Below are 24,982 nucleotides of genomic sequence, written 5' to 3'. Positions count from 1 at the left end.
AAGATTAAGAGAGATTGTGAGATAACGTACTAACAGGGAGAGTTTTACTTTAAGAAAGAAATTCTGATAAGGCTTGTTGACAAAATGCGTTATTTGGGGGTTTTACTTAATGGAGGGTATCGGTTTAGCGATTGTATCGTGTATTGTTGGTCTATTTATTCTTTATATAATTATTGAAACCGCAGTCAGGAGAGGTATCAACAGTTCAATGATCGGTCAATATCTTGAAAAGAAATATGGGATAAAGGATATTAGAGAAAACAAAAAATCTTTTCTTGATGATGATTTAGATAAAGATTAACCAAAACATTTTTTTAATTAACAGGTTGCATTAGCTGAATAAGCTTCCATTGCCGTTGGGGGAGGTTGGCTATACTAATATTATGTACCTTTCCCTGGCAACTTCGTATCTAATTTAGGAGGTGTATTAAGTGAAGAAAACACTTAAGATTCAATTGGAACAAATATTATCATTGTTTATACCTCAACATTGGATTGATTTGCATAAAGACAAAAAGAAAAACAGTTATACAAGAATTAATAATTATAAGTAAAACTCCAACAGACGGGAATCGTTTCTGCAATAAGCAGAGACGTTTTTTACATATTTATAGCAAACAAAAGGGGATTAGTAGTCAACATATTAAGTGCAACCGATCGGTGAACGTTTTAACATCCAAATTAACACATTCAATTTTGGCATATTATTAATTCCTTATACTTACTTTATTTTGCTTAAAATACTACGTTATATTTAAAAGTAACTTAAAAAAAGCCCGCCACGTACAATACAGTTTCACTGTATGAGGGGCAGGCACCTAAAACCTTCAATACTACCGATTCCAATTATTAAAGTCCTATTGCATCAACTGCATAAGTTGCATCTTCAGTGCTAAACCCTTCAAATACCAACTGATCTATGAGACCGCTTCTTGAAAAACTTGTGAATTCTAAGTAATTTTCAGCCATTTTTACGGCTTGCTCTTGCCAATCAACATTTATCTGGTTTACTGCATAAGTAGCGTCCTCATCATCAAACCCTTCAAATTTCAACTGATCTATAAGCCCGCTTTTAGAAAAGGCTGTATAAGCTAAATAGTTTCTAGCCATTGCCACTGCATTTTGTTGTGATAATGTTTCTGATTCTTCCACAATTTCTTCTTCTTGTACATCTTCTTCAACTGGTTCTTCTTCCTCTGGAGTTTCTTCAATTTCCTCTTCTATTTCAGCTTCTTCCTCAACCTCTTCTTCTATCTCAATATTTTCTTCTGTTTCATTTTCTTCCTCTGCTATTTCCTCCACAGGTTCAGGTGCAGTGATTACGAAAAGAATTAAAAAAACAAGTGTAGATGCAACTGTCACAAGTAATGCTTGTGGTCTAGACTTCGCCTTGACTATATTAGGTTTAAATAAAGCGACGGGAATAGCGATTAACGACAATAGAAACAAAATAAAAAACAATGTATCCATTTTTCCAAACCTCCTCTTTTTAACCTATAATCCCCGAAAAAGTGGACATTATTCCTTCTACCGTTAGGTCACGCTCCCCGACTTGAAAAGAAAAAAACGAATAATAAGTGTCATACGAGGGCAATGACACATGAAAAATAAGAAGCAATCCAATAACGCGTGTCATACATGGGGAATGACACATGAAAAATAAAAAGCAATCCAATAACACGTGTCATACAAGACCAAAGACACATGAAAATTAGAAAGCAATCCAATAACTTGTGTCATACGAGGGCAATGACACATAAAAATTAGAAAGCAATCCAATAACGTGTGTCATACATGGGGAATGACACATGAAAATTAGAAAGTATTCCAATAACGTGTGTCATACAAGACCAATGACACTTGAAAATTAGAAAACAATCCAATAACGTGTGTCATACAAGACCAATGACACTTGAAAATTAGAAAACAATCCAATAACGTGTGTCATACATGGGGAATGACACATGAAAATTAGAAAGTATTCCAATAACGTGTGTCATACGAGGGCAATGACACATGAAAATTAGAAAGTATTCCAATAACGTGTGTCATACAAGAGCAATGACACTTAAAAATTAGAAAGCAATCCAATAACTTGTGTCATACATGGGGAATGACACATGAAAAATAAAAAGCCAGCCAATATTCCGTGTCATACAAGGCCAATGACACATGAAAAATAAGAAGCAATCCAATAACTCGTGTCATACGAGATCAATGACACATGTAAAATAAAAAGCAATCCAATATTCCGTTTCATACAAGGCCAATGACACATTTTATCCAAAAACGGCTGCACTCATAGAGTACAACCGTCTTCTTTATGGAATAATTTCCATAATTTAATGTTGTTATAGCGCTTTCCTTAGGCGTTGAACTTTCACTGCATTTTTCCCATAGGTCAGTCTTCTCCACAGCCACTCCATCGGCCCAAACCGGAACCGCTTCATCCAAAAATAGCTGTAGGCAATTTGCACACAGTATATACTTAATGTTATTAAAATGCCTCCGAAAGGCCCAACACTTCCGAATAAGCTGAACCCGTATCCGTAGAAAATAGTCGTACAAACGAGCGTCTGCATGAGATAGTTCGTCAGAGCCATCTTACCTACAGGCTGTAAAAATGTCGTTGCTTTTGCCAATCGTTTTTTGTTTTGCAGAAGTAACAAAATACTCATGACATAGAAAATACTAATCGAAGGTCCACTGATGAACAGCCCTCCATACTTAACGAAATACCATGGAGAATTAGCCCCATCGATGAATACCTTTCCTAAGCTAGCAAGGATTAAGCCTAGTACTCCTACCATTAACATTCCTTTTGAAATTCGACGGATTCTATCCAGATTTTCTGACGTATTTGTGAAAATACCAGTTTTCCAAAAATACATTCCAAAGAAAAACATCGTTAAAATGACCCCAAATAGAAAAATGTTGCCAACAGCAATGACTGAAATGTCATTTATTCGTTGCTGTAGAATTTCAATGAACGTACCTTGACTATATACCTCTGCGATTCGATTCACTTCATTTTCCATCAATGCCTGTTGCTCTGGACTATTCTCTAATTGGGCCAAAAACATTAAAGAAGCCATAAGCATAAAGAAACTAACGATAATACTCCAAGTAATGATAGCTGCCTTTTTTAAGGAACGAGGTTGTTTCCCTTTCATAAAAAGCAAAAGAAAGCCAAGTACGGCATAGAACGTCAAAATATCGCCATACCAGAAAAAGAAAATATGAATTAGACCAAACAGGAGTAGAACGAGAAGCCGCCGTTTAAAGAAATTCTTTACGTCAATCCCCTTTTCTTCTCCCCGTTCCATAAACAAAAGAAAACCAATACCGAATAACATCGAAAACATAGAAACGAATTTGACTTCTGCAAAAATAAAGATAAACCACGTACTGATAGTGTCTAGCAAATTGCTACTAAATGACGTGCCGACCATCTCCGCTTGAATAGCTGGTGTCGAAAAGAACCTCATATTGACAAGTAAAATTCCAAAAAGTGCAAAAGCCCTAATAACATCAAGCGTAACAATTCGCTCATTTGCTCCAGTAGGAACAAAATGCTGTTGCTTCGTTTGCTGCATATTTTTTCCCCCTCTCACTACTTTTTTCAGGATAATTTTACCATAGTCATATATAGGAATAAGGAGAAATTAAGTCATTTATATGACAGAAGGCTAATAGGGACGGTTCTCGTTAGCCAATACACCTCAATATCAAAAAAGGCTCCAGAGCTCCGGCACGGTATAACTTTACCGTACCGGGTGACTAGGAACCAACTTAAATGTTATTATTGCACTTTCTGCAGACGTTGGACTTTCACTGCACTTTTTTCCACTGCCATCCTTACCCTAACTGACGCTGAAATGCTCTACTTGCAAAAAAGTAAGAGACGACCAAGAGGGCTAGGCACCAGCCAAGTGCATTCCACATATCAATACCAACATTTCCTTCATACAAAAGTGCTCGAACTGCATTTACGATTGATGTCACCGGCTGGTACTCAGCGAATGCACGGACTATGGTTGGCATCGTTTCAGTTGGAACAAAAGCCGAACTGATAAACGGAAGGAAAACTAGTGGGTATGAATAAGCTATTGCCCCTTCCATCGATTTTGCTGTCAATCCAGGAATAACAGTAAGCCATGTCAAGGAGAGCGTAAATAGTCCAAGTAACCCAACAACTACTAGCCAATCTAGAATATCAGCGCCGGAACGGAAACCCATCAAGAGCGCAACGAGAATAACGACCAAGACAGTAAGAGCATTGGATACAAGCGAGGTTAACACGTGAGCCCACAAAACTGACGAGCGCTTGATGGGCATAGTAACGAAACGTGCCATCAGCCCACTTTTTACATCATTAAACAACCGTAAAGAAGTGTAACCGACACCGGACGCTATTGCCATCAGCAAGATTCCCGGCAGTAAATAATTAACATAGTTATCCGTACCTGTTTCTATAGCACCACCAAATACATAGACAAACAGTAGCATCATCATAATCGGCGTAATCGCCACTGTTATTATCGTATCCGGGCTTCGCATAATGTTACGCATTAAACGTCCTAGTAAAACCGTTGTTTTACTTTTCATCTAAATTCCCTCCTTTTTGCCGACGATCGCGAGGAATATTTCTTCTAATGTTGGCTGCTTCTCAATGTATTCCACTTTCTTCGGTGGAAACATTTCTTTGAGTTCTGTAAGGGTACCCGTCGTGATGATTTTCCCGCCATGCAGGATGGCGATACGGTCCGCTAGTTGTTCGGCTTCCTCTAAGTACTGGGTTGTTAGCAAAATGGTCGTGCCACCACCAGCAAGTTCCTTAACGGTATCCCAAACTTCTATCCGTCCTTCTGGATCAAGCCCTGTTGTCGGTTCGTCGAGAAAAATAACCGGTGGCTTTCCAATCAGACTCATAGCGATGTCAAGACGTCGCCTCATTCCCCCTGAATACTGGTCAGCTCGACGGTTTGCTGCATCAGAAAGTCCAAACCTTTCTAGCAGATTGTCAGCAACTTGAGCGGGATTAGAAACTCCCCGTAACTTGGCGATCATCCTCAGGTTTTCTCTCCCAGTGAGAATACCGTCTAAAGCTGCGAACTGGCCAGTCAGGCTAATGCTTTGACGAACATGTTCCGATTGACGTTGGACGTCAAATCCACAAACAGTGGCTTCTCCTCCATCGGGCTTCAGCAGTGTCGAGAGAATGTTAACTGTCGTCGTCTTCCCCGCCCCGTTTGAGCCAAGCAGTGCGAATATTTCTCCACGTTGCACCTCAAAATTTACACCCTTTAACACTTCCTTGTCTTTAAAAGATTTTTTCAACCCTTTTACTGAAATTGCTATTTTGCTCATACTATCTGCCTCCCTATAATAAGCGCATCAATGCGCTATTTTTCCTTTACACAGCTATTCAGTATTACTAATATTCTGTATCACTTACTACTGAAGTAAAAATATAACTGAATAGTGGCGGTGGCAATTCCCATTTCTAGCCAGCTATTCAGTGGAATCTTTCTAAATAATATTTACTTTTTCCAAATCGTCTCATTCAACTTTGTGCGATACTTATCCATCCAAGTTTTCGAATCCTTCACAAGCTCGTCACAGAAAGCCGCCACATCATCACCAGTGAGGTCAGTGACTTTCTTTCCTTCTGCTGCCCCTTCCTCGAAGAGTTCGAGAATTCCACCAAAGATACGCTTGATGTCCTGCCAGTCAGTGGGACCCCCAGATGTCCAAATATATTTTTGTATAGCTTTGTAAGCATTACAATAGTCCTTTGGAAGTGCCTTCGCACGCTTCTCCATCGCCTTCCATTCCCGCTTCTCATTTAGCTCACCAATAATCTTGTCTATAATACTCATATTACCTTCTCCTTTTAAGTTCTTTCGTTCTGAGTTCGTTCATTTTAGTTGATACGAACTCCCATTTCTCCCAAAAAATATTAAGCTGATTTTTACCAGCTTCGTTAAGTGTGTAAAATTTTCTCGGCGGTCCTACAGTGGATCGCTTTTTCTCAATGTCCACAAGATTGTTTTTCTCAAGACGCATGGTAATCGTATAAACTGTTCCTTCAACTACATCAGTGAAACCGAGTTCTCGCAGCTGCTGTGTGATTTCATAGCCGTAAGTTTCGCCACGACTGATGATTTCAAGCACACATCCCTCAAGAACCCCTTTTAGCATTTCTGTAATATTTTCCAAATTTACCACCCATTTTTTTATTTTTACACTACTCTGTGTTACAGGTATTCAGTAATACTTACTACAGGTATATAGTATTACGTAGTAGTGTTGTTTGTCAAGCAGAAATATATTTTCAAACTCTGTTACACATTATCCCCCCGTAGTCACATCACTTTATTCGTTCGGATAAAGATTCTGATATGTTTTTACTGTATGTTTAATTAAATCCTTTAAAACATCGATATCTATATCAGCTAGTTTATTCACATAAATACAAGCCTTACTTTTAGTATGTTTACCGAAGTTTGCTAATAAGCTATCTCTTTCTTCACTTTCGTAGGTCATATAAAGACTAATTTTTGCCTTTCTTGGTGAAAAAGCAGCTAAAGGTGCATCTCCTTCACGACCTGATGCATACTTATAGTGATAGCTCCCAAAACCTATAATACTAGGCCCCCACATTTTTGCTTCAAATCCAGTTACCTCTTCAAAAATTTCTAATAACCGATAGGCATCTGCCTTCTTTTTCTCACTTTCGATCTTTTCAATAAATTCAATGACACTATTGTCGGTTTCTTTCATCTTTCGTTCAGACATGTATGCACTCTCCTATTCTCTAAATGAAAACTTATATACATTCTTTTTATGATTATTACATTCTATAGTACAAGGGCGTTTTCCTACACAAGTTATTTATTAGCTTTTGAAAGGTGATGCTACTTTTATAATCCTATTAGTTAACTATCTTCCCCGTTTTCTCGTAGTAAATAATCTATACAATCACCCCGACGACTCCTATTGCGATAAAAAAGAATAGAGTAAAGAGAAAGATTTGATGTGATGGCCTCTATTTAGTGAAGAACAGCTCGAGAAAAGACGTCCTGTGGTTTCATACTAGCTTTTCTCACATAAACTCTCCATATCGTTTCACAAATTCCCGAGAATAATATTACCTGATATTTACAGTAATGATCTAATTTAAAAAGACGATCACATTGAATGCAATCGTTTCTTAAATGATTCTCTATTTAAAATATCCTTGTACTCTGCAGCCGATGCGACAAGGATATGACTATTTCACATTTAACGAATACACACTATGTAAATACTTCTTCCCTCTAAAAAGCTCATATTTCGAACCAGTTTTAACAAAACCTATTTTTTCTACTAATTTTATAGACTTATCGTTTTCAGTATAAATACAGGCATTTATCTCTTTTAAATCCATAGTGTTCTTAGCAAAGTCTATAATTCCCTTTACAGCTTCACACATGTATCCATTTCCCCAAAATTCCTTTTTCAGATCATAGCCTATTTCAATTTTGTTATCTTCTTTACTCCAACAGTGAAATCCACAGGTTCCCACCTTTAGCCCATCAACTTTACGTATTACGATCCATCTATGTTGTGCTCGTGGCTCAGGCTGTAAATAAAATTCTATGACTAACAGGGACGGTTCTCATTAGCCACATCCATATCCAATGAAGTAAGCTTTAATCTTGCGCTAATAATAATAGAATATAAAACGAAATATGCATTTTACGGCCGCTATTTCCTTTACCATTTTTCCCTGATGATAAAGGAAACGTTTTAATATCCCCCCATTCACGTAGGTAGTTTATAAGAGAAATACCTATACTTTTAGCTTAAAGTAATGTTTTGGGTGCTCATAAATTAGCTGGAAGTTCTTATCCTTCTTTAACTGATTGTCTAGTTGATATGGAGATATCCATAAACCTTCATGGCTAAAATCATAATTGGCTCCGTAGTAATAACACAGCCAAACTAGTTTTGTACAGTATATCGTGGACCATAAATCCGTTAACTTAGAGGGAAGAAAAGAAAACAGAGGTTTATTTACACCTTGATTCACATTCTTTTTGTACTTTTCATGGTAAGCCAATCCCCAATTAACAGCAAGCTCCCCCATTTTTTCATTAATTGGACGGTATAATGCGTACCATTCATGATCCTTAAAAAACTTAGTTATATGGTTCACAGCTATACTATCGTCTTGATAGTCCGACTCTAGTATTCTTTCATTGTCCACCATGATAATTGCGTGGCCCATATAGCCGTTAGGTATCCCTTTTTTGTTATCACTTGCCACTAAAATATCTCCTGGCTTAAAGGTATGGCTTCGAAAATTTGTGGAAGTAGTTCTCTTTTCAATATCAATAGGATAAGATTCTTCGACAGTATAGGTTTCCCCATAGTTACTGACCTCCCCCACCAGATGGAAGAGATGAGAACCAGATGGCAACAGATCAGTTCTTAAATAAATATCATCATTCATTTTATAGATATTCAGTTTAATGTCATTTATATACAGATGTATTCTTGTCATTGCCGGCGTATTTGCACGAATACAGATAAACTCCTTGCTCCGAAGAAATGTAAATAACCGATGATTGAAATAATACATATCAATCCCTCCCATACCTTTAACGTATGCACATAGTAGGCAGAGGTTCATGTTAGGAATTGTGAATAGAGAAAAGCAATCACGTCCTCGTCCTCATTAAAATAAAGGTGCCCCCCGGTACGGCAACGTCTCACCGCATCGGGGGGCAGGCACCTAAAACACTCACTTCATTTTAACAACTGGGGTTTTGATTAAATATAAAATGATCATCCCTGTCATGACGGCTGACCCTAAGAAGATAAAGTGGACAGGAATTACTTCTCCTAAAGCACCTACACCAATAAAAGCAAATGGTACTGCGAGCTTCATGATCGTTGATGATGTACCAGCTACGCGACCTAACAAATGATTCGGTGTAGTTTCTTGACGAAGGGTGAAATAATGAATATTAATGAGCCCTCCAGTAAAGCCATTAAAAAACATCCCGACCGCAAGCCAATACCAATCCATCGCTAAAAACAAAATCACATATCCGATGCTTTCTAAGCCAAGAGCGATAAGGAATAATGGCCCTCTTTTAATCCAGCGCACGATTTTCTTTGCTATCATTGCCGCTAACAATCCACCAACTGCGGAACTAGACAAAATAAACCCAATTTGCACCTCCGCCACTTGCATGACATCAAGCGCGAAAAAAATAAGAACGGCTAACGTGGATGCAGACGCTATGTTACTAAGGAGAACCATGATTGTCAGATTCCACAGCTCTCTATTTTCTATGAGACTATTCCAGCCTTCTTTTATATCAGAAAAAATACTATTTTTTTCATTCAGTACTTCCGGCTTTTTCCTATGAGGAATGCTTAAAAAACTCGTGAACAGCAAAAGAAGTAACAAGCCTACAAGCGTGATCGAGAGTCCATACATATAATTTATGGCCACTAAGATAAATCCTGCAAACGCAGGTCCAACTAAGCTAACGGTCGTACGAATAAACGAAATAATAGCGTTTGCCGAGGTTAATTGATCCTTTTCTACGATTAAAGGAAGTACCGTATGATACGCATTGCCAAATGTATATCCTGCTGTATATAGAATAAATCCGAAAAGATAAAGGTGCCATAACTGTATTGAAGAGGACATGAGAAATACAATAATGACGAAGATGCAAAGTGCTTGCACACTTGCCGCACTCAGTAGTACAAATTTGCGATTAAATCGATCAACGAGCACACCGATAAAAATTGCCAATAGTAGGTTCGGTAAAAATTCTATTCCCCTCATCGTTCCCATTGCAAAGGTTGATTGGGTTAAATCATAAATAATAATCGGCAATGCTAAAGTAAAAATATAAAAGGTTAAGTTAGATATGGAACTGCCTGATAACAGGAGCAAAAACTGACCGTTTTTCCATAATGATTTGCCGCTATTCTCCGCTTGTTCCTTCACTTTATCATCAATTGCTGCTTTCATGTTCATCACTCCCTGTCTCTTTTACAAGTCCATTTTATATGTGGAAAAAGTGACTAAAAAGTGTACAATTAATGTATTGTTGTTCACCTTTTATCTCCAATAAGGAAGGAGTGCTTGTAGAATGAAATTAACGGAGCATTATCTCCACTTAAGGAATCACTTTGGGGACACACTGGAAAACGAGGATTTCACCATTACAATCGATGAATTAGCAAATATTTTATGTTGTAGCCCTAGATATACAAAGAAGATCATGAAGGAAATGCACTTAGAAAAATGGATTCATTGGAAAGTTACATACGGGAGAGGAAAACGACCAACACTTACATTTTTAAAAAACAAAGGGGAAGTTCTCTTAGAAGTCTCTAAATCCCATATTCAATCAGGACGGTATAAAGAGGGGCTTCAACTCCTCCATTCTTTAGGACCGCACTATCAAGAAAAAGCCAATGAATGGCTAGTAAATCAGTTTGGTTACATAGAGGAAAATGACAAAAATGAACCACTAGAGGTGTTACGTTATCCATATTATTTTTCCATCATTCACCTAGACCCAGCCCATATTAATTCCATCCATGAGAACCATTTAGTCGATCACATTTTCGATACCCTTCTCGTTTACAATCCAGAGACGAAGTCCGCCGATCCCCACTTGGCTCATCATTACGAATGTAGTGATGAGGGGATGACATGGCGTTTCTATTTGAGGAAGGGCGTATTTTTTCACCATGGAAGGGAATTAACCGCACAAGACGTTGTTCAGTCGTTTCAAAGATTGAAAGAAATAGCTTTTTCTAATAAATCGATGATTAGCAACATAAAAGCAATAGAGGCTAATAAAAAATGGGTGGTGGAATTCCATTTATCCCAGACAGATTATTTATTTCCACACGCACTTTGTCACAAACAATTATCGATTATACCAATCGATGTTTATCGTAATCTTGGTGAAGCATTTACTACATTGCCAACAGGAACAGGTCCTTTTAAGATAACAAAACATGATGAGTCGATGATAAGGCTTGATGCCCACGGCACGTATTTCAAAGGACGCCCTCACCTAGACCGAGTGGAAATCATTACGTTAGACGAGATAAATCAGGATACAAAACGCGGTTTTGCTGACTACTTCTCCCATGATGTTTCAGCAAATAACACTCCCATGTATTGGGAAGAGGTTCATCAACCGGAAGAAGGGGCAACGTATATCACGTTTAATCTATTTAAGGATGGACCTCACCAATCAAAAAAGTTAAGAGAGGCCATTAACCTTTGCATTGATAGAGACGCCCTTTGCCAGTTTCTAGGGGGAAAACACCTCTTCCCTGCAGATAGTCAACTAATCAATGAAACGGCTAAAACCTATGTAAATGCATATAATCCTGCAAAGTCTATGGCGTTACTTCATGAGGCTGGATATAGCGGGGAAACATTGACACTTTATGCTACACAATTACGGAAGAACGCTTCAGTTCAGACGGAAGCATTTTGGATCAAGGAACAGTGTGAGAAAGTCGGTATTAAAGTGGATGTCCATGTCATTCCTATCCCTGAGCTATTAAAGCAGTCCACGATGAAAAAAGCAGATATGATTATTGGTGGCTTCGCTTTCGGAAACGACATTGTCTACTCCTTCTACCGTTTCTTCCAAATACCAGGAAGCTTTGTCAAAAACCTAATGGGGAAAAAGTTAGGCGCTATTCTCGACCAGCAAATACTAAATGTCCGCCAAGAGGCTGATACAAATAAACAAATGAGCTACTTATTAGACCTTGAACATACGATAAAAAAAGAAGTAGCCATTATCAATCTATATCACCGAAGTCACGCAATCAACGTCAACAACAACTCCCAACTAAAAGGAATCAGTCTAGAATGGTTTGGAAGAGTAAACTATAAAGACTTGTGGTTTAAATGAGACAAGGGGACAGGTCCCTTGTCTTATCAACCTACAAGTAGAGAAATTTAGGTGCGACGAGGGACCTGTCCCTCTGTCTCATTATTACCAAAAGTGTTAATAGTGCTTTTATTGGTACTAACCTTGAAGAAATATTAAAGAAAAACAATAGTCGTAACATTGTTATAACAGGCTTAACTACTAAACACTGTGTGGAAACAACAACTCGTATGGCTAGAAATCTCGGTTTTAATCCTTTTTTAGTTTCAGATGCGACCGCAACTTTTGATAGGCAAAGTCTCAATGGGGAAACATTCAATGCCAATAAAATACATGAGATGTCTTTAGCCAATTTGCATAAAGAGTTTGCAATTATAAAAGAAACAGAAGAATTAATAGCAATGCTATAAAATTTGATGTGAAAATTGGGTATTAAGAAAAAAACTTTACAAGGGAGAGAGTAATAAAATGGCATTAGAGATGAGAAAGTTTTGTGAAGCTTGTGAACGAAGCATATCAATAGAAGCCGATGCTTACATTTGTACTTACGAATGTACTTTTTGTGAACCTTGCACAGAAAATATGAAATATATTTGTCCTAATTGTGGAGGTGAATTAGTTAAACGCCCTAAACCTAGATAAGACAAGGGACCTGTCCCTCTGTCTCAAAGAATTTAGTTTTAACCACTCTGTTGACGGATAAGATTTTTATCTACTTGAATATCCGGATTTTCACTTAATAAAATACTAATAAAATCAATTTTGTTTTTCGGGGATACAATTGCCATATTATACATACCGTGAGTAATCTCTATCCTATCTAGGGACAAGGCAGGTGCTGAAAGCGGGCTCTTCGTTGCACTCAACTTTGTAATTTCTTTAATTCTTACTGTACTTTTAAAAGGACCACATCTTATCTTTATAAGTCCTTCTTCAAGCTTGTATCCTGTTCCAAGCCATATCCATAAGGGTAAACCTATTACCAGTAAACATATTATGAATTCTAATATTGGCCAGCCATTTCGGTTTCCATCAAAAATGAAACTTAAAATAACTAAAAGTATTGCTCCCAAAATTACAAATGCCAACCAATTATCTTTCTTGGATGGAAAATACATTAAATCCCCTCCCTTAACACCTAGTCTAGCACAACATTCAAATAATATTTACTAGGAGAATTACAGCCATTTTATTATATTCTTTAGAAACCTTATTCAATAATCCTGCCTCGTAGTTTAAGTGAAAACATTCGCAAAACCTCTTATTTCCTATTATCATATCAACATAGATTTTCCAATTCGATTTGAAATAAGGCAAATTTACTAATTCAACAACCTGGCCTGATTCTTGAAATTGATCAGATATAAATAAAATCTTTACTGAAAATTTCTTTTAAAAATGAAGTTATTTGCTGCGTAGTATAGAGTCAAATACGACAAAACGATCCTCCTAAAAGAGTGATCGTTTTAATAAGAATAATATTTAGTTACCAGTGTCGTTGTAGTGTGAGCAAATCGATCCGTTGTTTTTTCATCTTTCTCCCTCAACAATATACCCCATTATGGAACAAAGCACTTTAGTCATTTGCTTCTAGTCACCTGTTTTATCCTATTCATTATTATCGTTCTCGTCATAATAAGTTTTCAATTCCTTATAAATATAGCTAGCGATGTTTTCAGGAAAATAATTAGTAAACTCATGATTGTACTTAGTTAAAAAATGATTATTATCCACAAGATTTAAAATCTTCCTACTCGCAGGGAATAGGTTGTTCATTTCGTTAATAATTTTTTGTACTTTTTTTCTGCTGGTAGAATCATTATTATGAATAGCATTTCGAATGGCTTGAATTAAAAACCATATCTCTCGATCCATTTTCTCCTTGTATTCAGGATCATGAAGCCTTTTTATTTCTTTTAAGATCTCCGTGTCATCTGTAAAATGTTCTTCCAATATTTGAATTTGTGATTTTTCTCGCCTAAATAAATCAAGCATAATAAAAGCAAATTCATTTAATTCTTCCTCAGAAATACCTTCAATGTTGTACAATTTCTCCATTCTCGTAATTACTTCTAACTTATTATTTAATTCCGCTTGCTTTTCTTCAATTAACTGCTTCTGTACCTGCAACAACTCTCGATTATTAAATTTCTGCTTAGTCATTAGTTCTTTTATTTCATTTAATGTTAAACCAAGATGCTTTAAAATAACTATTTGTTGAAAAGTTTCCCAGTCTAATTTTGTATATATTTTCCGCCCATTTTTATTTAATTTTTTTGGGGTAAGTAAACCAATTTTATCGTAGTATCTAAGTGTTCTTACTGTTGAACCTACTATTTTTGCAAACTGACCAATTGTCATTTCCATGCCATCACCACCTTACTCAATTATAAACTGTTACGTAAGGTCACAATCAATACTCTTGTTCATCGTCTAAGTAATATAGAATTTTAAAATTTTTAACAGGCAATTTTTTAATAGAAAGGCTCTGTTAAAGGCTAATGTTGATTTTCACGAGGGTGCGAGTCGCCTGCGGGAATAGCATTAGCTGAAGATCCCGCAGGGTGGGGTGCCCGAGGAAGCAGAAGCAATGCCCGCGGCAAGCGAGCATCCTGAAGCGAAAATCAACAACAAAGTTTAACATAACCAATAGAAAAAGTTTGCTTACGACATAACGTCACCATTTATGATTGGTTCTATAATCAGATAGAGAGGAAGATTATCTATGGAACAACAATCATTATTTCGGAATCGTGCTTTTATATTTCTGTTTATTGGTGGCTTTTTGGCTCTAATAGGGTATAGTATGTTTTTCATGACAACAACGTGGTTTGTCATTTCTGAATTAGGTTCTGCTAGTTCATTGGGCATCATTCTTATTGCCATTACTGTGCCACGTATTCTCATGATGGCATTCGGAGGGGTTCTTGCTGATAAATTCAAGAAGACGACAATCATGTTCAGCACGAGTTCAATCCAAGGAGTTTTGCTAGTTATCATTTTTTTATTGCATAATGCAAATCAATTATCATTTCTGCATCTGATCATTTTGGGGTCCATTTTTGGAACATTAGATGCATTTTCTGGACCAGCTGGAACATCATTAATCCCGAAAATAGTAGAAAAAAACCAAATTAAACAAGCAAATGCTATTATTCAGGGGTTGGGGCAAATTGGCTTTGTTATTGGACCTATAATCGCTGGGAGTGTCATGGAATTCGGTGGCGTAACATCAGGGTATTTCGTATCATCTATTATTGTTCTGTTGTCTGCCTTTTTTATGTTCCCACCTTTCATAAAAGAAGGTCCTGTAGTTAATACAATAAAACAAACACCATTTAGAGATCTCATAGAAGGGCTTTCCTATGTAAAAGCAAGTAGATTTTTAATGACAGGTATCTTTATTTTAATAACGTTAAACTTTTTTGCCTTCGGAGCGATATCCATTGCAATCCCAATTTTTGTGGAAACGTATGGCGGGTCCCCAATTAACCTTAGTTACATTGAAGCTGCTTTAGGAATTGGAATGCTAGTTAGTACAGCTATAATCGGTATAATTAAAATACGCCGCAGGGGATTGACGTCGATTGTAGGATTAATTGCAACATTAATCGTAGCTATAGCGTTTAGTCAAATTCCTAATTTGTATATATTAACAGTGTTAGCGTTCTTCATTGGATTTACCATGACATTTGTATTCATCCCATTTTTCACTTCAGCACAAGAAGACACTGATCCCCGCATTATGGGCAGGGTCATGAGTATTGTCTTTTTAGCCATGAATGGGTTTGATCCGCTTGCCTATGCAAGTGTAACTTTACTCGTTTCTAGAGGATTTGATATTCAATTAGTCATTCTGTCCTTTTCTATTGTTGGATTAATGATTGCTCTTTCCATTTTATGGAGAGGGAATACGTTTAGAAGTTACAAGTCTAACTATTAATTTATCTTCGGGAAAAGACCACTTTAAATTGAAGTGGTCTTTTTTAGGCTTTATTAATATAGTCCATTTCTATTGTTATATTTTTCTTATTTGGTTGGGAGATAGAATTATGCAAATTACTTATTCCACTAACTGCTCGTTATTTTATGTGTAATCATTCATAAAGTCATATGAAAGTGACGACGCTTGATGCACAAGGACAAAGCGAAAATCTTATTCAGCTATTGTGCTCGTAATTAATGTAGTGATTTAGTAGAAATAAAAAATTCTTACACGAAAGAATAAGTAAGGATGGAAGAGATGATGAGCTCTCTTCCTTGTTAATATTATTATTTCATTTGTTTATCAAATTTTCGCTTCGGCTTAAATCCTTCTTCAAGTAAATATTGCTTCGCTTCATTATACGATAGAAACGTTCCGTCTAGTTGTTCTCCTGCATAGACGTTCCACATATCATCTTCAAGAATAATAGTAAGCTTATGCCCTTCTTTATCCATCCATATTGCATCAATATTTTGAAGCTTTTCCTCTACTTCACTAACTGCATTTGATTGCAGAGACTCTATTGAGCGTTCAATGATCGAACGTAATTCCTCTTCTGAAAAATCACGGATATTAACCATCCCTTTAGGATCTTTTTTCGGCACTTTAAGTTTTGCAGCATAAACAAACCCATTTCCGTTTGGATGCAAATGGTATACGATATTTTTTTTATCACTGTCTCCTCCCACATAATGAAAATTAACACGATTTAGCGATACATCGTGGCGTTCTAATTCTGGGAAAGACTCGATAATTGCAAGTTTTTGATCAAATGTAAGCATAGTTCCTCCATAATTCTAATTTAATAGTTCAGTTCATTATATCATTAGTAGATATTAACAAAAAATACACTTACTTTCATGAGACACGGGGACAGGTTCCTTGTCTTATCAGCCAACAAGTAGTGAGACAGAGGGACCTGTCCCTCTGTCTCAAAGCTGAAAAAAGCAACAAATTTCACGAAAATAGGCTAACATAAATAAGCGCCCCCGATAATTTCAGAGGGCTTTTTTTGACGAATTATTTTATTTACGCAATATTTTCTCCATCGCTTTTCCTTTTGCTAACTCATCTATTAGCTTATCCAAATAGCGAATTTCTTGCATAGTTGGTTCTTCAATGTTTTCCACTCGAACACCGCAGACTACACCTTTAATCAACTTTCGTGAAGGATTCAGTTTGGGAGCTTCTGCAAAGAATGTCTCAAAGTCTGTCTGCTTTTCTATTTGCGTTTCTAATTCTTCCTGGCTATAGCCAGTCAACCAACGAATGATTTCATCCACTTCCGTTTTCGTACGTCCTTTTTTCTCGGCCTTATTAACATAATGGGGATAAACGCTTGCGAAGCTCATTGTATATATCTTGTGTTTAGTCATCATACACCCTTCCTTTCTGTATCTTCTAGACTAACAGGGACGGTTCTCATTAGCCAAATTAACAGCATTTTTGTCCTGTCCTCCTATCACTTTTGATGGGAGGACAGGACATGAACGATCACACTATTTCTAAAGGTTATCATACAAGCGCTATGCTACTCGTCAGTGAAACAATTAAACAATCACGGTAATCATACAAGCGCTATGCTGACCGTCAGTGAAACAATTAAACAATCACGGTCAGCATAGAGAAGCTATGCTACCCGAAAAACGATCACACTATTTCTAAAGGTTATCATACAAGCGCTATGCTACTCGTCAGTGAAACAATTAAACAATCACGGTCATCATACTGAAGCTATGCTACCCCAAAAACGATCACACTATTTCTAAAGGTAATCATACAAGCGCAATGCTGACCGTCAGTGAAACAATTAAACAATCACGGTCAGCATAGAGAAGCTATGCTACCCGAAAATCGATCACACTATTTCTAAAGGTTATCATACAAGCGCTATGCTACTCGTCAGTGAAACAATTAAACAATCACGGTCAGCATAGAGAAGCTATGCTACCCGAAAATCGATCACACTACATCTAAAGGTAATCATACAGGCGCTATGCTGACCGTCAGTGAAACAATTAAACAATCACGGTCAGCATACTGAAGCTAGACTAACAGGGACGGTTCTCATTAGCCAAATTAACAGCATTTTTGACCTGTCCTCCTACCACTTTGGATAGAGAGGAGCACAGGCCATAACAATATCCATTTATTTTTCCCTTACTGCTTTTATTTACTCCTGCACAAATCGTAAGCACTCTTCAGCAGGAAGTGGTTTGCTATAAAGATATCCTTGTAGGTAATTACATTTTTCTTGAAGCAGTATATTCTTTTGATCTTCCGTTTCAACACCCTCTGCAGTGACCGTTAATTCTAATGAATGAGCCATGGCAATGATTGCTCTAACGATCGCACCATCATCCTTATCTACATCCATATCTCTTATGAATGATTTATCTATTTTAATATTACTTATTGGTAATTGCTTCAACATTGCTAAAGAGGAATAGCCTGTACCAAAATCATCGATCGCTATCTTAATGCCTAACTCACCAAGCTCTTTCAGCATATTCATGCTAATATCTATATTTTTTATTGCTGTACTCTCGGTGATTTCTAGACATAAATATTGCGTAGGTAACTGCGTATCTTCTAGTATAGATTTGACCGCTTGTACAAAATCTTTTTCCTGTAATTGTCTTGCTGAAATATTTACAGAAACAATCTTCGGTCGGTGACCTTGATCCATCCAGCGTTTGTTTTGTCGACATGCTTCTTTTAAAACCCAATAACCTATTGGAATAATAAGTCCTGTTTCTTCGGCAAGAGGAATAAATTCCATCGGTGATACAATTCCACGATCAGAAGAATTCCACCTTAATAATGCCTCAATTCCGAGCACTTCATTATTCTCCAAATGAAATTGCGGCTGATAATGTAACACAAACTCCTCTCGCTCTAATGCTTTCCGCAATTGATTTTCCATCTGAAACCTTTCCATCGTTAATGTATTTATCTCTGAAGAATACATCTCCATTTGGTTTTTACCATTTTCTTTTGCTCTGTACATTGCTATATCAGCATTACCAGTTAATGAATCATAGTCTCGTCCATGATCTGGATATACACTAATACCAATACTAGCAGATGTAAATACATCTTGGTTTTGGATAAAAAATGGCTCCTTAAATTTTTCAATGATAAGGTTTGCGGAAGCTTGCAGGTCAGAAACATCAGTAATATGGGTTAATAATATAATAAACTCATCCCCGCCCAACCTGGCTACCGTAGTGTGTTCCTGTTTTGCTCGTGAATGAGTGTCAGGGGATCGCATTGTCAGCTCCAAAACATCTGCTACCTTTTGTATCAATTCGTCTCCTGCTTGATGACCGAGTGTATCGTTTATGACTTTAAACCGGTCTAAATCAATCAAAAGGAGCCCTAGTTTATAATTATAACGATCAGCATCAGTCATCGCTAATTCTAAACGACTACGTAATAACCGACGATTAGGCAATCCCGTTAATCCATCATGAAAAGCCAAATGCATGATTTGTTTTTCTTGTTGCTTCTTCTCTGAAATGTTAGTGATCGACCCTATTATTCGAATGGCTTGACCATTCTCGTCACGAATCGAATCCCCAGTCAAATAAACCCACATTTCTCCCTCTTTTTCACCTTGAATTCGGAATTCCATTTTTAAACTACTGCCTTCATACTGGTGCATTTTAAAGCTCTCAATCACATTATAGTAGTCTTCTGGATGAACGAGGTTTAAAAAAGATTCAGAGTCAGTCGGTAAAGGCTCACCTACCGAACTGAAGATATCAAGACTTCGAACATTCCAGGTTACTTGATTAGTAATGATATCCCAATCCCAAATTCCATCGTTTGTTGTGCTTGATACAATCTCTAACTGCTCTGCTATTGTTTGTATTTGTAGGAACAATTCATCACGTTCTAGTAATGCTGCAGAAATTGTAAAGCCCACCTGTGTAATATCAGCAGCCGAGATCAGCACAAGATCATCTATTGGTCCTACAATAGCGATAAAGCCCCAGTCCCCCCTCTCATTTGTGATTGATTGAATACGTACAAAATCGTCATCTTCCATTGAAGGAATCCATTCGGTTGGTGGGAACTGTTCAACCGGAACCTTTAAACCAATTGGTGGTACTGGATCCCCCTTGGTGCTGAATGCCTGCGAAACAATGAGATTCTTATTGTTACTGTCGCTTTTATCCCATAATGCGATACAACCCCAATGATTTTTTTCTTTAAACATATTAGAAAAATTGAATTTTTTCTCTCTTGTAGCAGAAGCCCATTTTTCTACAAACTGCTCATAGCGAATCATTATGCTTTCAAAATTCATATTTGACTTTATTAATTGATGTTGTATATTAACTGTTGGTTCAACAACAGGCACATGATTACATCCACAGGATTCACGACAAATAAGTTGGGTATGTATTTCCGTTTCCGAGTTAGTAATAACCTCTCCATTCATTTGTCGATATAAAACATCGAAGCTAATTCGAGCTATGTCAGTCATTGATTGACGTACAGTTGTTATTGGAGGATTGAAAGTTGCAGTAGGAGCCATATCATCGAATCCAATCACTGCAATATCTTGAGGGATTCTGTAACCCTCTTCTTTAAGTCTCTCAATTGCACCCATGGCATTTAAATCTGTGGAAGCAAATATAGCGGTAAATGTAATCCCTCTAGCTATCATCTCTTCCGCTGCATGGTATCCACCATGCCTTAAAGTGCCTTTTGTCCGAAACAGGAGATCTTCATCATACTCAATCCCGCTTTCCGAAAGCGCTTCCAGATAACCTTCAAATCGTTCCTTCATATCTATGTGCTCGTAGCTTTCAATTATAAACGCAATTCTTCGATGCCCATGTTCCCGTATCAAATGAAGAACTGCTTCCTTGGCTGCTCGGCGATTGTTAATAACAGTAGAGTGACACTTAATGGCATTTTCTTTATAACCAATTGTTACAATTGGTTTCCCTGTCATTTCTATTTCCTTCAACAACTCTGGGGCTAATGGAAATATAGAGTATGGATTAGTCAATAACAACCATCCGTCCGTTACCTTTGTCCCCACATTGTAATTAAAAGGGAACGGTGTTTTTGCACCCGCCCTAGCTTGAATAGTGAAGATTCTTGAATTATTCTTTTTTGCTTCGTTCATTAAATCAACAAATATTCTCCCGTAATAATCACCTTCCAAATAGGGGCTCAATAAACTGATGCGTGAGTAATTTGTCATAGGATAGTAACTCCTCTTAATTTTCTGTTTTACGAACTTCATCTATCTATGTATTTCGACACAAATTGCAATTCTCCTCCTAGGACTAATAGGCTAACAGGGCTAACAGGGACGGTTCTCATTAGCCAAATCAACAGCATTTTTGTCCTGTCCTCCTATCACTTTTGATGAGAGGACAGGCCATGAACGATCACACTACTACTAAAGGTAATCATACATGCGCAATGCTGACCGTCAGTGAAACAATTAAACAATCACGGTCAGCATAAAGAAGCTATGCTACCCGAAAAACGATCACACTACATCTAAAGGTAATCATACATGCGCAATGCTACCAGTCAGTGAAAAAGGCAAACAATTAGAGACTAACAGGGACGGTTCTCATTAGCCAAAGCTAGCATTTTAAACCTGTGCTCCTACCACTTTCGATAGATAGGAGCACAGGTCATAGTCATGGCAATATGGAATTTCCCCTTGCCTTACAGCTTTTAATCACCCCTGTACAAATCGTAAGCACTCTTCAGCAGGAAGTGGTTTGCTATAAAGATATCCTTGTAGGTAATTACATTTTTCTTGAAGCAGTATATTCTTTTGATCTTCCGTTTCAACACCCTCTGCAGTGACCGTTAATTCTAATGAATGAGCCATGGCAATGATTGCTTTAACGATCGCAGCATCATCCTTATCTACATCCATGTCTCGTATGAATGATTTATCTATTTTAATATTACTTATTGGTAATTGTTTCAACATTGCTAAAGAAGAATAGCCTGTCCCAAAATCATCAATCGCTATCTTAATCCCTAACTCACCTAGTTCCTTCAGCATATTCATGCTAATATCTATATTTTTTATTGCTGTACTCTCGGTGATTTCTAGACATAAATATTGCGTAGGTAATTGGGTTACTTCTAATATAGATTTGACTGTTTGTACGAAATCCTTTTGCTGCAATTGCCTAGCTGAGATATTAACTGAAACAATCTTCGGTCGGTGACCTTGATCAATCCAGTATTTGTTTTGACGGCAAGCTTCCTTTAATACCCAGAGGCCAATTGGAATAATAAGTCCTGTTTCTTCGGCAAGAGGAATAAATTCCATCGGTGATACAATTCCACGATCAGAAGAATTCCAACGCAATAGTGCCTCAATTCCGATCACTTCAGTATTCTTCAAATTAAACTGTGGCTGATAATGTAACACAAATTCCTCTCGTTCTAATGCTTTCCGCAATTGATTTTCCATCGTAAACCGTTCCATCGTTAGTGTATTTATCTCTGAAGAATATATCTCCATTTGGTTTTTACCATTTTCTTTTGCTCTATACATTGCTATATCAGCGCACCCAGTTAGTGAATCAAAATCTCGTCCATTGTCTGGATAGACGCTAATTCCGATGCTAGCAGATGTAAATACATCATGGTTTTGGATAAAAAATGGCTCCTTAAATTTTTCAATGATGCGATTTGCGACAGTCTGCAGCTCGGTAACTTCAGTAATGTGCGTCAATAATATAATAAACTCATCCCCACCCAATCTTGCTACTGTGGCGTTCTCCTGTTTTCCTCTTGAAATAGTGTCAGAGGATCGTATCGTCAGCTCCAATACTTCTGCTACTTTTTGGATCAGCTCGTCTCCTGCATGATGACCAAGAGTATCGTTAATGACTTTGAATCGATCCAAATCAATCATCAAGATTCCTAGTTTAAAATGATAACGATCGGCCTGAGCCATCGCTATTTCTAAACGATCACGCAATAATCGACGATTAGGCAACCCCGTTAACCCATCATGAAATGCCAAGTGCATGATTTGTTTTTCTTGTTGCTTTTTCTCGGAAATATTAGTAATCGACCCTATGATTCGAATGACTTCACCATTTTCGTTACGAATCGAATCTCCCGTTAAATAAACCCACATTTCCTCCTCTTTTCCACCTTGAATTCGAAATTCCATTTTTAAACTACTGCCTTCATACTGGTGCCTTTTAAAGCTTTCTATCACGTTTTCACAATCCTCTGGATGAACAAGATTTAAAAATGATTCTGAGTCAGTGGGTAAAGACTCATCTACCGAACGAAAGATATCGAGACTTCTCACATTCCAGTGAATCTGGTTGGTATTTATGTCCCAATCCCAGATTCCATCGTTCGTTGTGCTTGATACAATCTCTAACTGCTCAGCAATGGATTCGATTTGTTGGAATAATTCATCGCGCTCTAATGAGGCAGCAGAGACAGTGAAGCTCACCTGTGTAATATCAGCAGCCGATATAAGAACGAGTTCATCCACTTGACCAACAATAGCAATAAAGCCCCAATCGCCTCTTTCATTTTTGATTGACTGAATTCTTAAAAAATCGTTCTCCCCTATGTTTGGAATCCAATCCTTTGGTGGGAACATTTCTATTGGGACTCTTAATCCAATTGGTGGAACAGGATCTCCCTTTGTGCTATAGGTTTGGGAAATAATGAGATCTTTTTTGTTATTGTCTCTTTTATCCCATAATGCGAGACAACCCCAATGATTTTTCTCTTTAAACATATTAGAAAAATCAAATGTCTTCTCTCTTGTAGCAGAAGCCCATTTCTCTACAAATTGATCATAAAGAGTAATAATATTTTCTAGATTCATTTTTGACTCTACTAACTGTTGTTGTACATCGACTGTCGACTCACTATCAGGTTCGTATTCACATCCACAGGAGGCTCTACATATGAGTTCTGTTTGTATTTTCGTCTCTGAGTCTTCAATTACTTCTCCATTCATCTGTCGATATAGCACATCAAAACTAGTTCGAGCTAAGTCTGTCATTGATTGTCGAACAGTTGTTAAAGGAGGATTGAAAGTTGCCGCAGGTGCCAAGTCATCGAAGCCAACTACTGCAATATCTTCTGGTATTCGATACCCCTCCTCTTTAAGCTTTTCAATTACACCCATGGCATTTAAATCTGTCGAAGCAAATATAGCCGTAAACTTGACGCCGCTAGCGATCATGGCTTCCCCTGCATGGTAGCCACCTTGCCGTAGAGTGTCACTTGCCCGAAACAGAAGCTCTTCATCATACTCAATCCCACTCTCAGAAAGCGCTTCCAAATAACCTTCAAACCTTTCAACCATATCTATGTGTTCATTACTGCCCACAATAAACGCAATTCTTCGGTGTCCATGGTCTCTTATTAAATGAAGAACTGCCTCCTTAGTAGATTGACGATTATCAATCACAATGGAGTGACAGTTAATCGAGTCCTCCTTATAACCAATTGTTACAACAGGTTTCCCACTCATTTCGATTTCTTTAAGCAACTCCGGGGCTAACGGTAAAATAGAGTGTGAATTAGTCATTAACAACCATCCATCCGTTACCTTTGTACCAACATTGTAATTAAAGGGCGACGCTTTTTTTGCCCTCGCTCTCGCTTGAATGGTGAAGATGTTTGCATTTTTCTTATTTGCCTCATTGAGTAATTCAACAAATATTCTCCCATAATAATTTCCATCCAGGTAAGGCGTCAAAAAACTAATGCGCGAGTAATTTGTCATAGTAAAGTAACTCCTCACTATTTCTATATTTAAAATAACTACATCTATCTATGTATTTCGACACTAATCGCAATTTTCCTCCTAGAACATTAGTCCTATTTGGCTAATGGGGACGGTTCTTATTAGCCAAATTCCAACTTCTAATTTTATCCATCTCATTAATATGACATCACCTCTCCTGGTTTTAATAACTCCACAAGAAAATGAACCACCCACAGTCGAGGTAATGATCTTTTCTCCATTATTATCCAGTCCTCCCATCACTCAGCAATGGTAGGATTGGCATTTCCA

General features: G+C 37.4%; 20 protein-coding genes and 1 pseudogene. 5 read left to right on the top strand and 16 right to left on the bottom strand.

The window, feature by feature from the left end; translation table 11 throughout:
- Positions 1–109: 109 nt before the first annotated feature.
- The gene (locus BCELL_RS05485) at positions 110–301 is read left to right on the top strand and encodes a hypothetical protein (RefSeq protein ID WP_013487682.1); all 192 of its coding nucleotides are present in this window, start codon (positions 110–112) and stop codon (positions 299–301) included.
- 548 nt (positions 302–849) lie between these two features.
- Here BCELL_RS05485 and BCELL_RS05480 read toward each other — a convergent pair.
- The 10 genes from BCELL_RS05480 to BCELL_RS05435 form a co-directional block, all read right to left on the bottom strand.
- The gene (locus BCELL_RS05480; protein WP_013487681.1) at positions 850–1,470 is read right to left on the bottom strand and encodes an Ltp family lipoprotein; all 621 of its coding nucleotides are present in this window, start codon (positions 1,468–1,470) and stop codon (positions 850–852) included.
- An 881-nt stretch (positions 1,471–2,351) separates the two neighbouring features.
- The gene (locus tag BCELL_RS05475; protein WP_013487680.1) at positions 2,352–3,596 is read right to left on the bottom strand and encodes a DUF418 domain-containing protein; all 1,245 of its coding nucleotides are present in this window, start codon (positions 3,594–3,596) and stop codon (positions 2,352–2,354) included.
- A 262-nt stretch (positions 3,597–3,858) separates the two neighbouring features.
- The gene (locus BCELL_RS05470) at positions 3,859–4,608 is read right to left on the bottom strand and encodes an ABC transporter permease (RefSeq protein WP_013487679.1); all 750 of its coding nucleotides are present in this window, start codon (positions 4,606–4,608) and stop codon (positions 3,859–3,861) included.
- Positions 4,609–5,370: an ABC transporter ATP-binding protein gene (locus tag BCELL_RS05465; protein WP_013487678.1), complete on the bottom strand. Its 762-nt coding sequence runs from the start codon at positions 5,368–5,370 to the stop codon at positions 4,609–4,611.
- Between the two features lie 173 nt (positions 5,371–5,543).
- Positions 5,544–5,882, bottom strand: a complete 339-nt coding sequence (locus tag BCELL_RS05460; RefSeq protein WP_013487677.1) for a DUF1048 domain-containing protein — start codon at positions 5,880–5,882, stop codon at positions 5,544–5,546.
- A gap of 1 nt (position 5,883) precedes the next feature.
- Positions 5,884–6,222, bottom strand: coding sequence for a PadR family transcriptional regulator (locus BCELL_RS05455; RefSeq protein ID WP_013487676.1), 339 nt, complete (start codon positions 6,220–6,222; stop codon positions 5,884–5,886).
- Between the two features lie 156 nt (positions 6,223–6,378).
- Positions 6,379–6,801, bottom strand: coding sequence for a DUF1801 domain-containing protein (locus tag BCELL_RS05450; protein ID WP_013487675.1), 423 nt, complete (start codon positions 6,799–6,801; stop codon positions 6,379–6,381).
- Between the two features lie 475 nt (positions 6,802–7,276).
- Positions 7,277–7,645: a GNAT family N-acetyltransferase gene (locus BCELL_RS05445; protein WP_280967005.1), complete on the bottom strand. Its 369-nt coding sequence runs from the start codon at positions 7,643–7,645 to the stop codon at positions 7,277–7,279.
- A gap of 192 nt (positions 7,646–7,837) precedes the next feature.
- On the bottom strand, positions 7,838–8,500 hold the full coding sequence (locus BCELL_RS22465) for a peptidoglycan amidohydrolase family protein (protein WP_280967004.1): 663 nt from the start codon (positions 8,498–8,500) through the stop codon (positions 7,838–7,840).
- Positions 8,501–8,791: 291 nt separating this feature from the next.
- Positions 8,792–10,042, bottom strand: coding sequence for an MFS transporter (locus tag BCELL_RS05435; protein WP_013487673.1), 1,251 nt, complete (start codon positions 10,040–10,042; stop codon positions 8,792–8,794).
- A 121-nt stretch (positions 10,043–10,163) separates the two neighbouring features.
- Here BCELL_RS05435 and BCELL_RS05430 point away from each other — a divergent pair, with 121 nt between their 5' ends.
- The 3 genes and pseudogenes from BCELL_RS05430 to BCELL_RS22020 all read left to right on the top strand — a co-directional run bounded on the left by BCELL_RS05430 (position 10,164) and on the right by BCELL_RS22020 (position 12,581).
- On the top strand, positions 10,164–11,960 hold the full coding sequence (locus BCELL_RS05430; protein ID WP_013487672.1) for an ABC transporter substrate-binding protein: 1,797 nt from the start codon (positions 10,164–10,166) through the stop codon (positions 11,958–11,960).
- A 77-nt stretch (positions 11,961–12,037) separates the two neighbouring features.
- A pseudogene (locus BCELL_RS22025) lies at positions 12,038–12,349 on the top strand (cysteine hydrolase family protein); the annotation flags it as partial.
- 58 nt (positions 12,350–12,407) lie between these two features.
- Positions 12,408–12,581 carry a DUF1272 domain-containing protein gene (locus BCELL_RS22020; protein WP_013487671.1) on the top strand — a complete coding sequence of 58 codons (174 nt, stop codon included), beginning with the start codon at positions 12,408–12,410 and terminating at the stop codon, positions 12,579–12,581.
- 38 nt (positions 12,582–12,619) lie between these two features.
- Here the strand turns inward: BCELL_RS22020 and BCELL_RS05420 are convergent, their stop codons facing one another.
- Positions 12,620–13,057, bottom strand: coding sequence for a PH domain-containing protein (locus BCELL_RS05420; RefSeq protein WP_013487670.1), 438 nt, complete (start codon positions 13,055–13,057; stop codon positions 12,620–12,622).
- Between the two features lie 490 nt (positions 13,058–13,547).
- A complete protein-coding gene (locus tag BCELL_RS05415) occupies positions 13,548–14,306 on the bottom strand; it encodes a MerR family transcriptional regulator (protein WP_013487669.1) in 759 nt (252 codons plus the stop codon).
- A gap of 358 nt (positions 14,307–14,664) precedes the next feature.
- Between BCELL_RS05415 and BCELL_RS05410 the strand changes: the two genes are divergently transcribed.
- A complete protein-coding gene (locus tag BCELL_RS05410) occupies positions 14,665–15,882 on the top strand; it encodes an MFS transporter (RefSeq protein ID WP_013487668.1) in 1,218 nt (405 codons plus the stop codon).
- A 329-nt stretch (positions 15,883–16,211) separates the two neighbouring features.
- Here BCELL_RS05410 and BCELL_RS05405 read toward each other — a convergent pair whose 3' ends face one another.
- The 4 genes from BCELL_RS05405 to BCELL_RS21495 form a co-directional block, all read right to left on the bottom strand.
- On the bottom strand, positions 16,212–16,706 hold the full coding sequence (locus BCELL_RS05405; protein WP_013487667.1) for a hypothetical protein: 495 nt from the start codon (positions 16,704–16,706) through the stop codon (positions 16,212–16,214).
- 243 nt (positions 16,707–16,949) lie between these two features.
- Positions 16,950–17,300 carry a DUF2200 domain-containing protein gene (locus tag BCELL_RS05400; RefSeq protein ID WP_013487666.1) on the bottom strand — a complete coding sequence of 117 codons (351 nt, stop codon included), beginning with the start codon at positions 17,298–17,300 and terminating at the stop codon, positions 16,950–16,952.
- Positions 17,301–18,097: 797 nt separating this feature from the next.
- The gene (locus BCELL_RS21500) at positions 18,098–21,148 is read right to left on the bottom strand and encodes an EAL domain-containing protein (protein ID WP_013487665.1); all 3,051 of its coding nucleotides are present in this window, start codon (positions 21,146–21,148) and stop codon (positions 18,098–18,100) included.
- A 492-nt stretch (positions 21,149–21,640) separates the two neighbouring features.
- On the bottom strand, positions 21,641–24,691 hold the full coding sequence (locus tag BCELL_RS21495; RefSeq protein WP_013487664.1) for an EAL domain-containing protein: 3,051 nt from the start codon (positions 24,689–24,691) through the stop codon (positions 21,641–21,643).
- Positions 24,692–24,982: the final 291 nt, after the last annotated feature.

Source organism: Evansella cellulosilytica DSM 2522, assembly GCF_000177235.2.
Taxonomy (GTDB): Bacteria; Bacillota; Bacilli; order Bacillales; family Salisediminibacteriaceae; genus Evansella; species Evansella cellulosilytica.
This window is presented reverse-complemented; position numbering and strand designations above follow the sequence as displayed.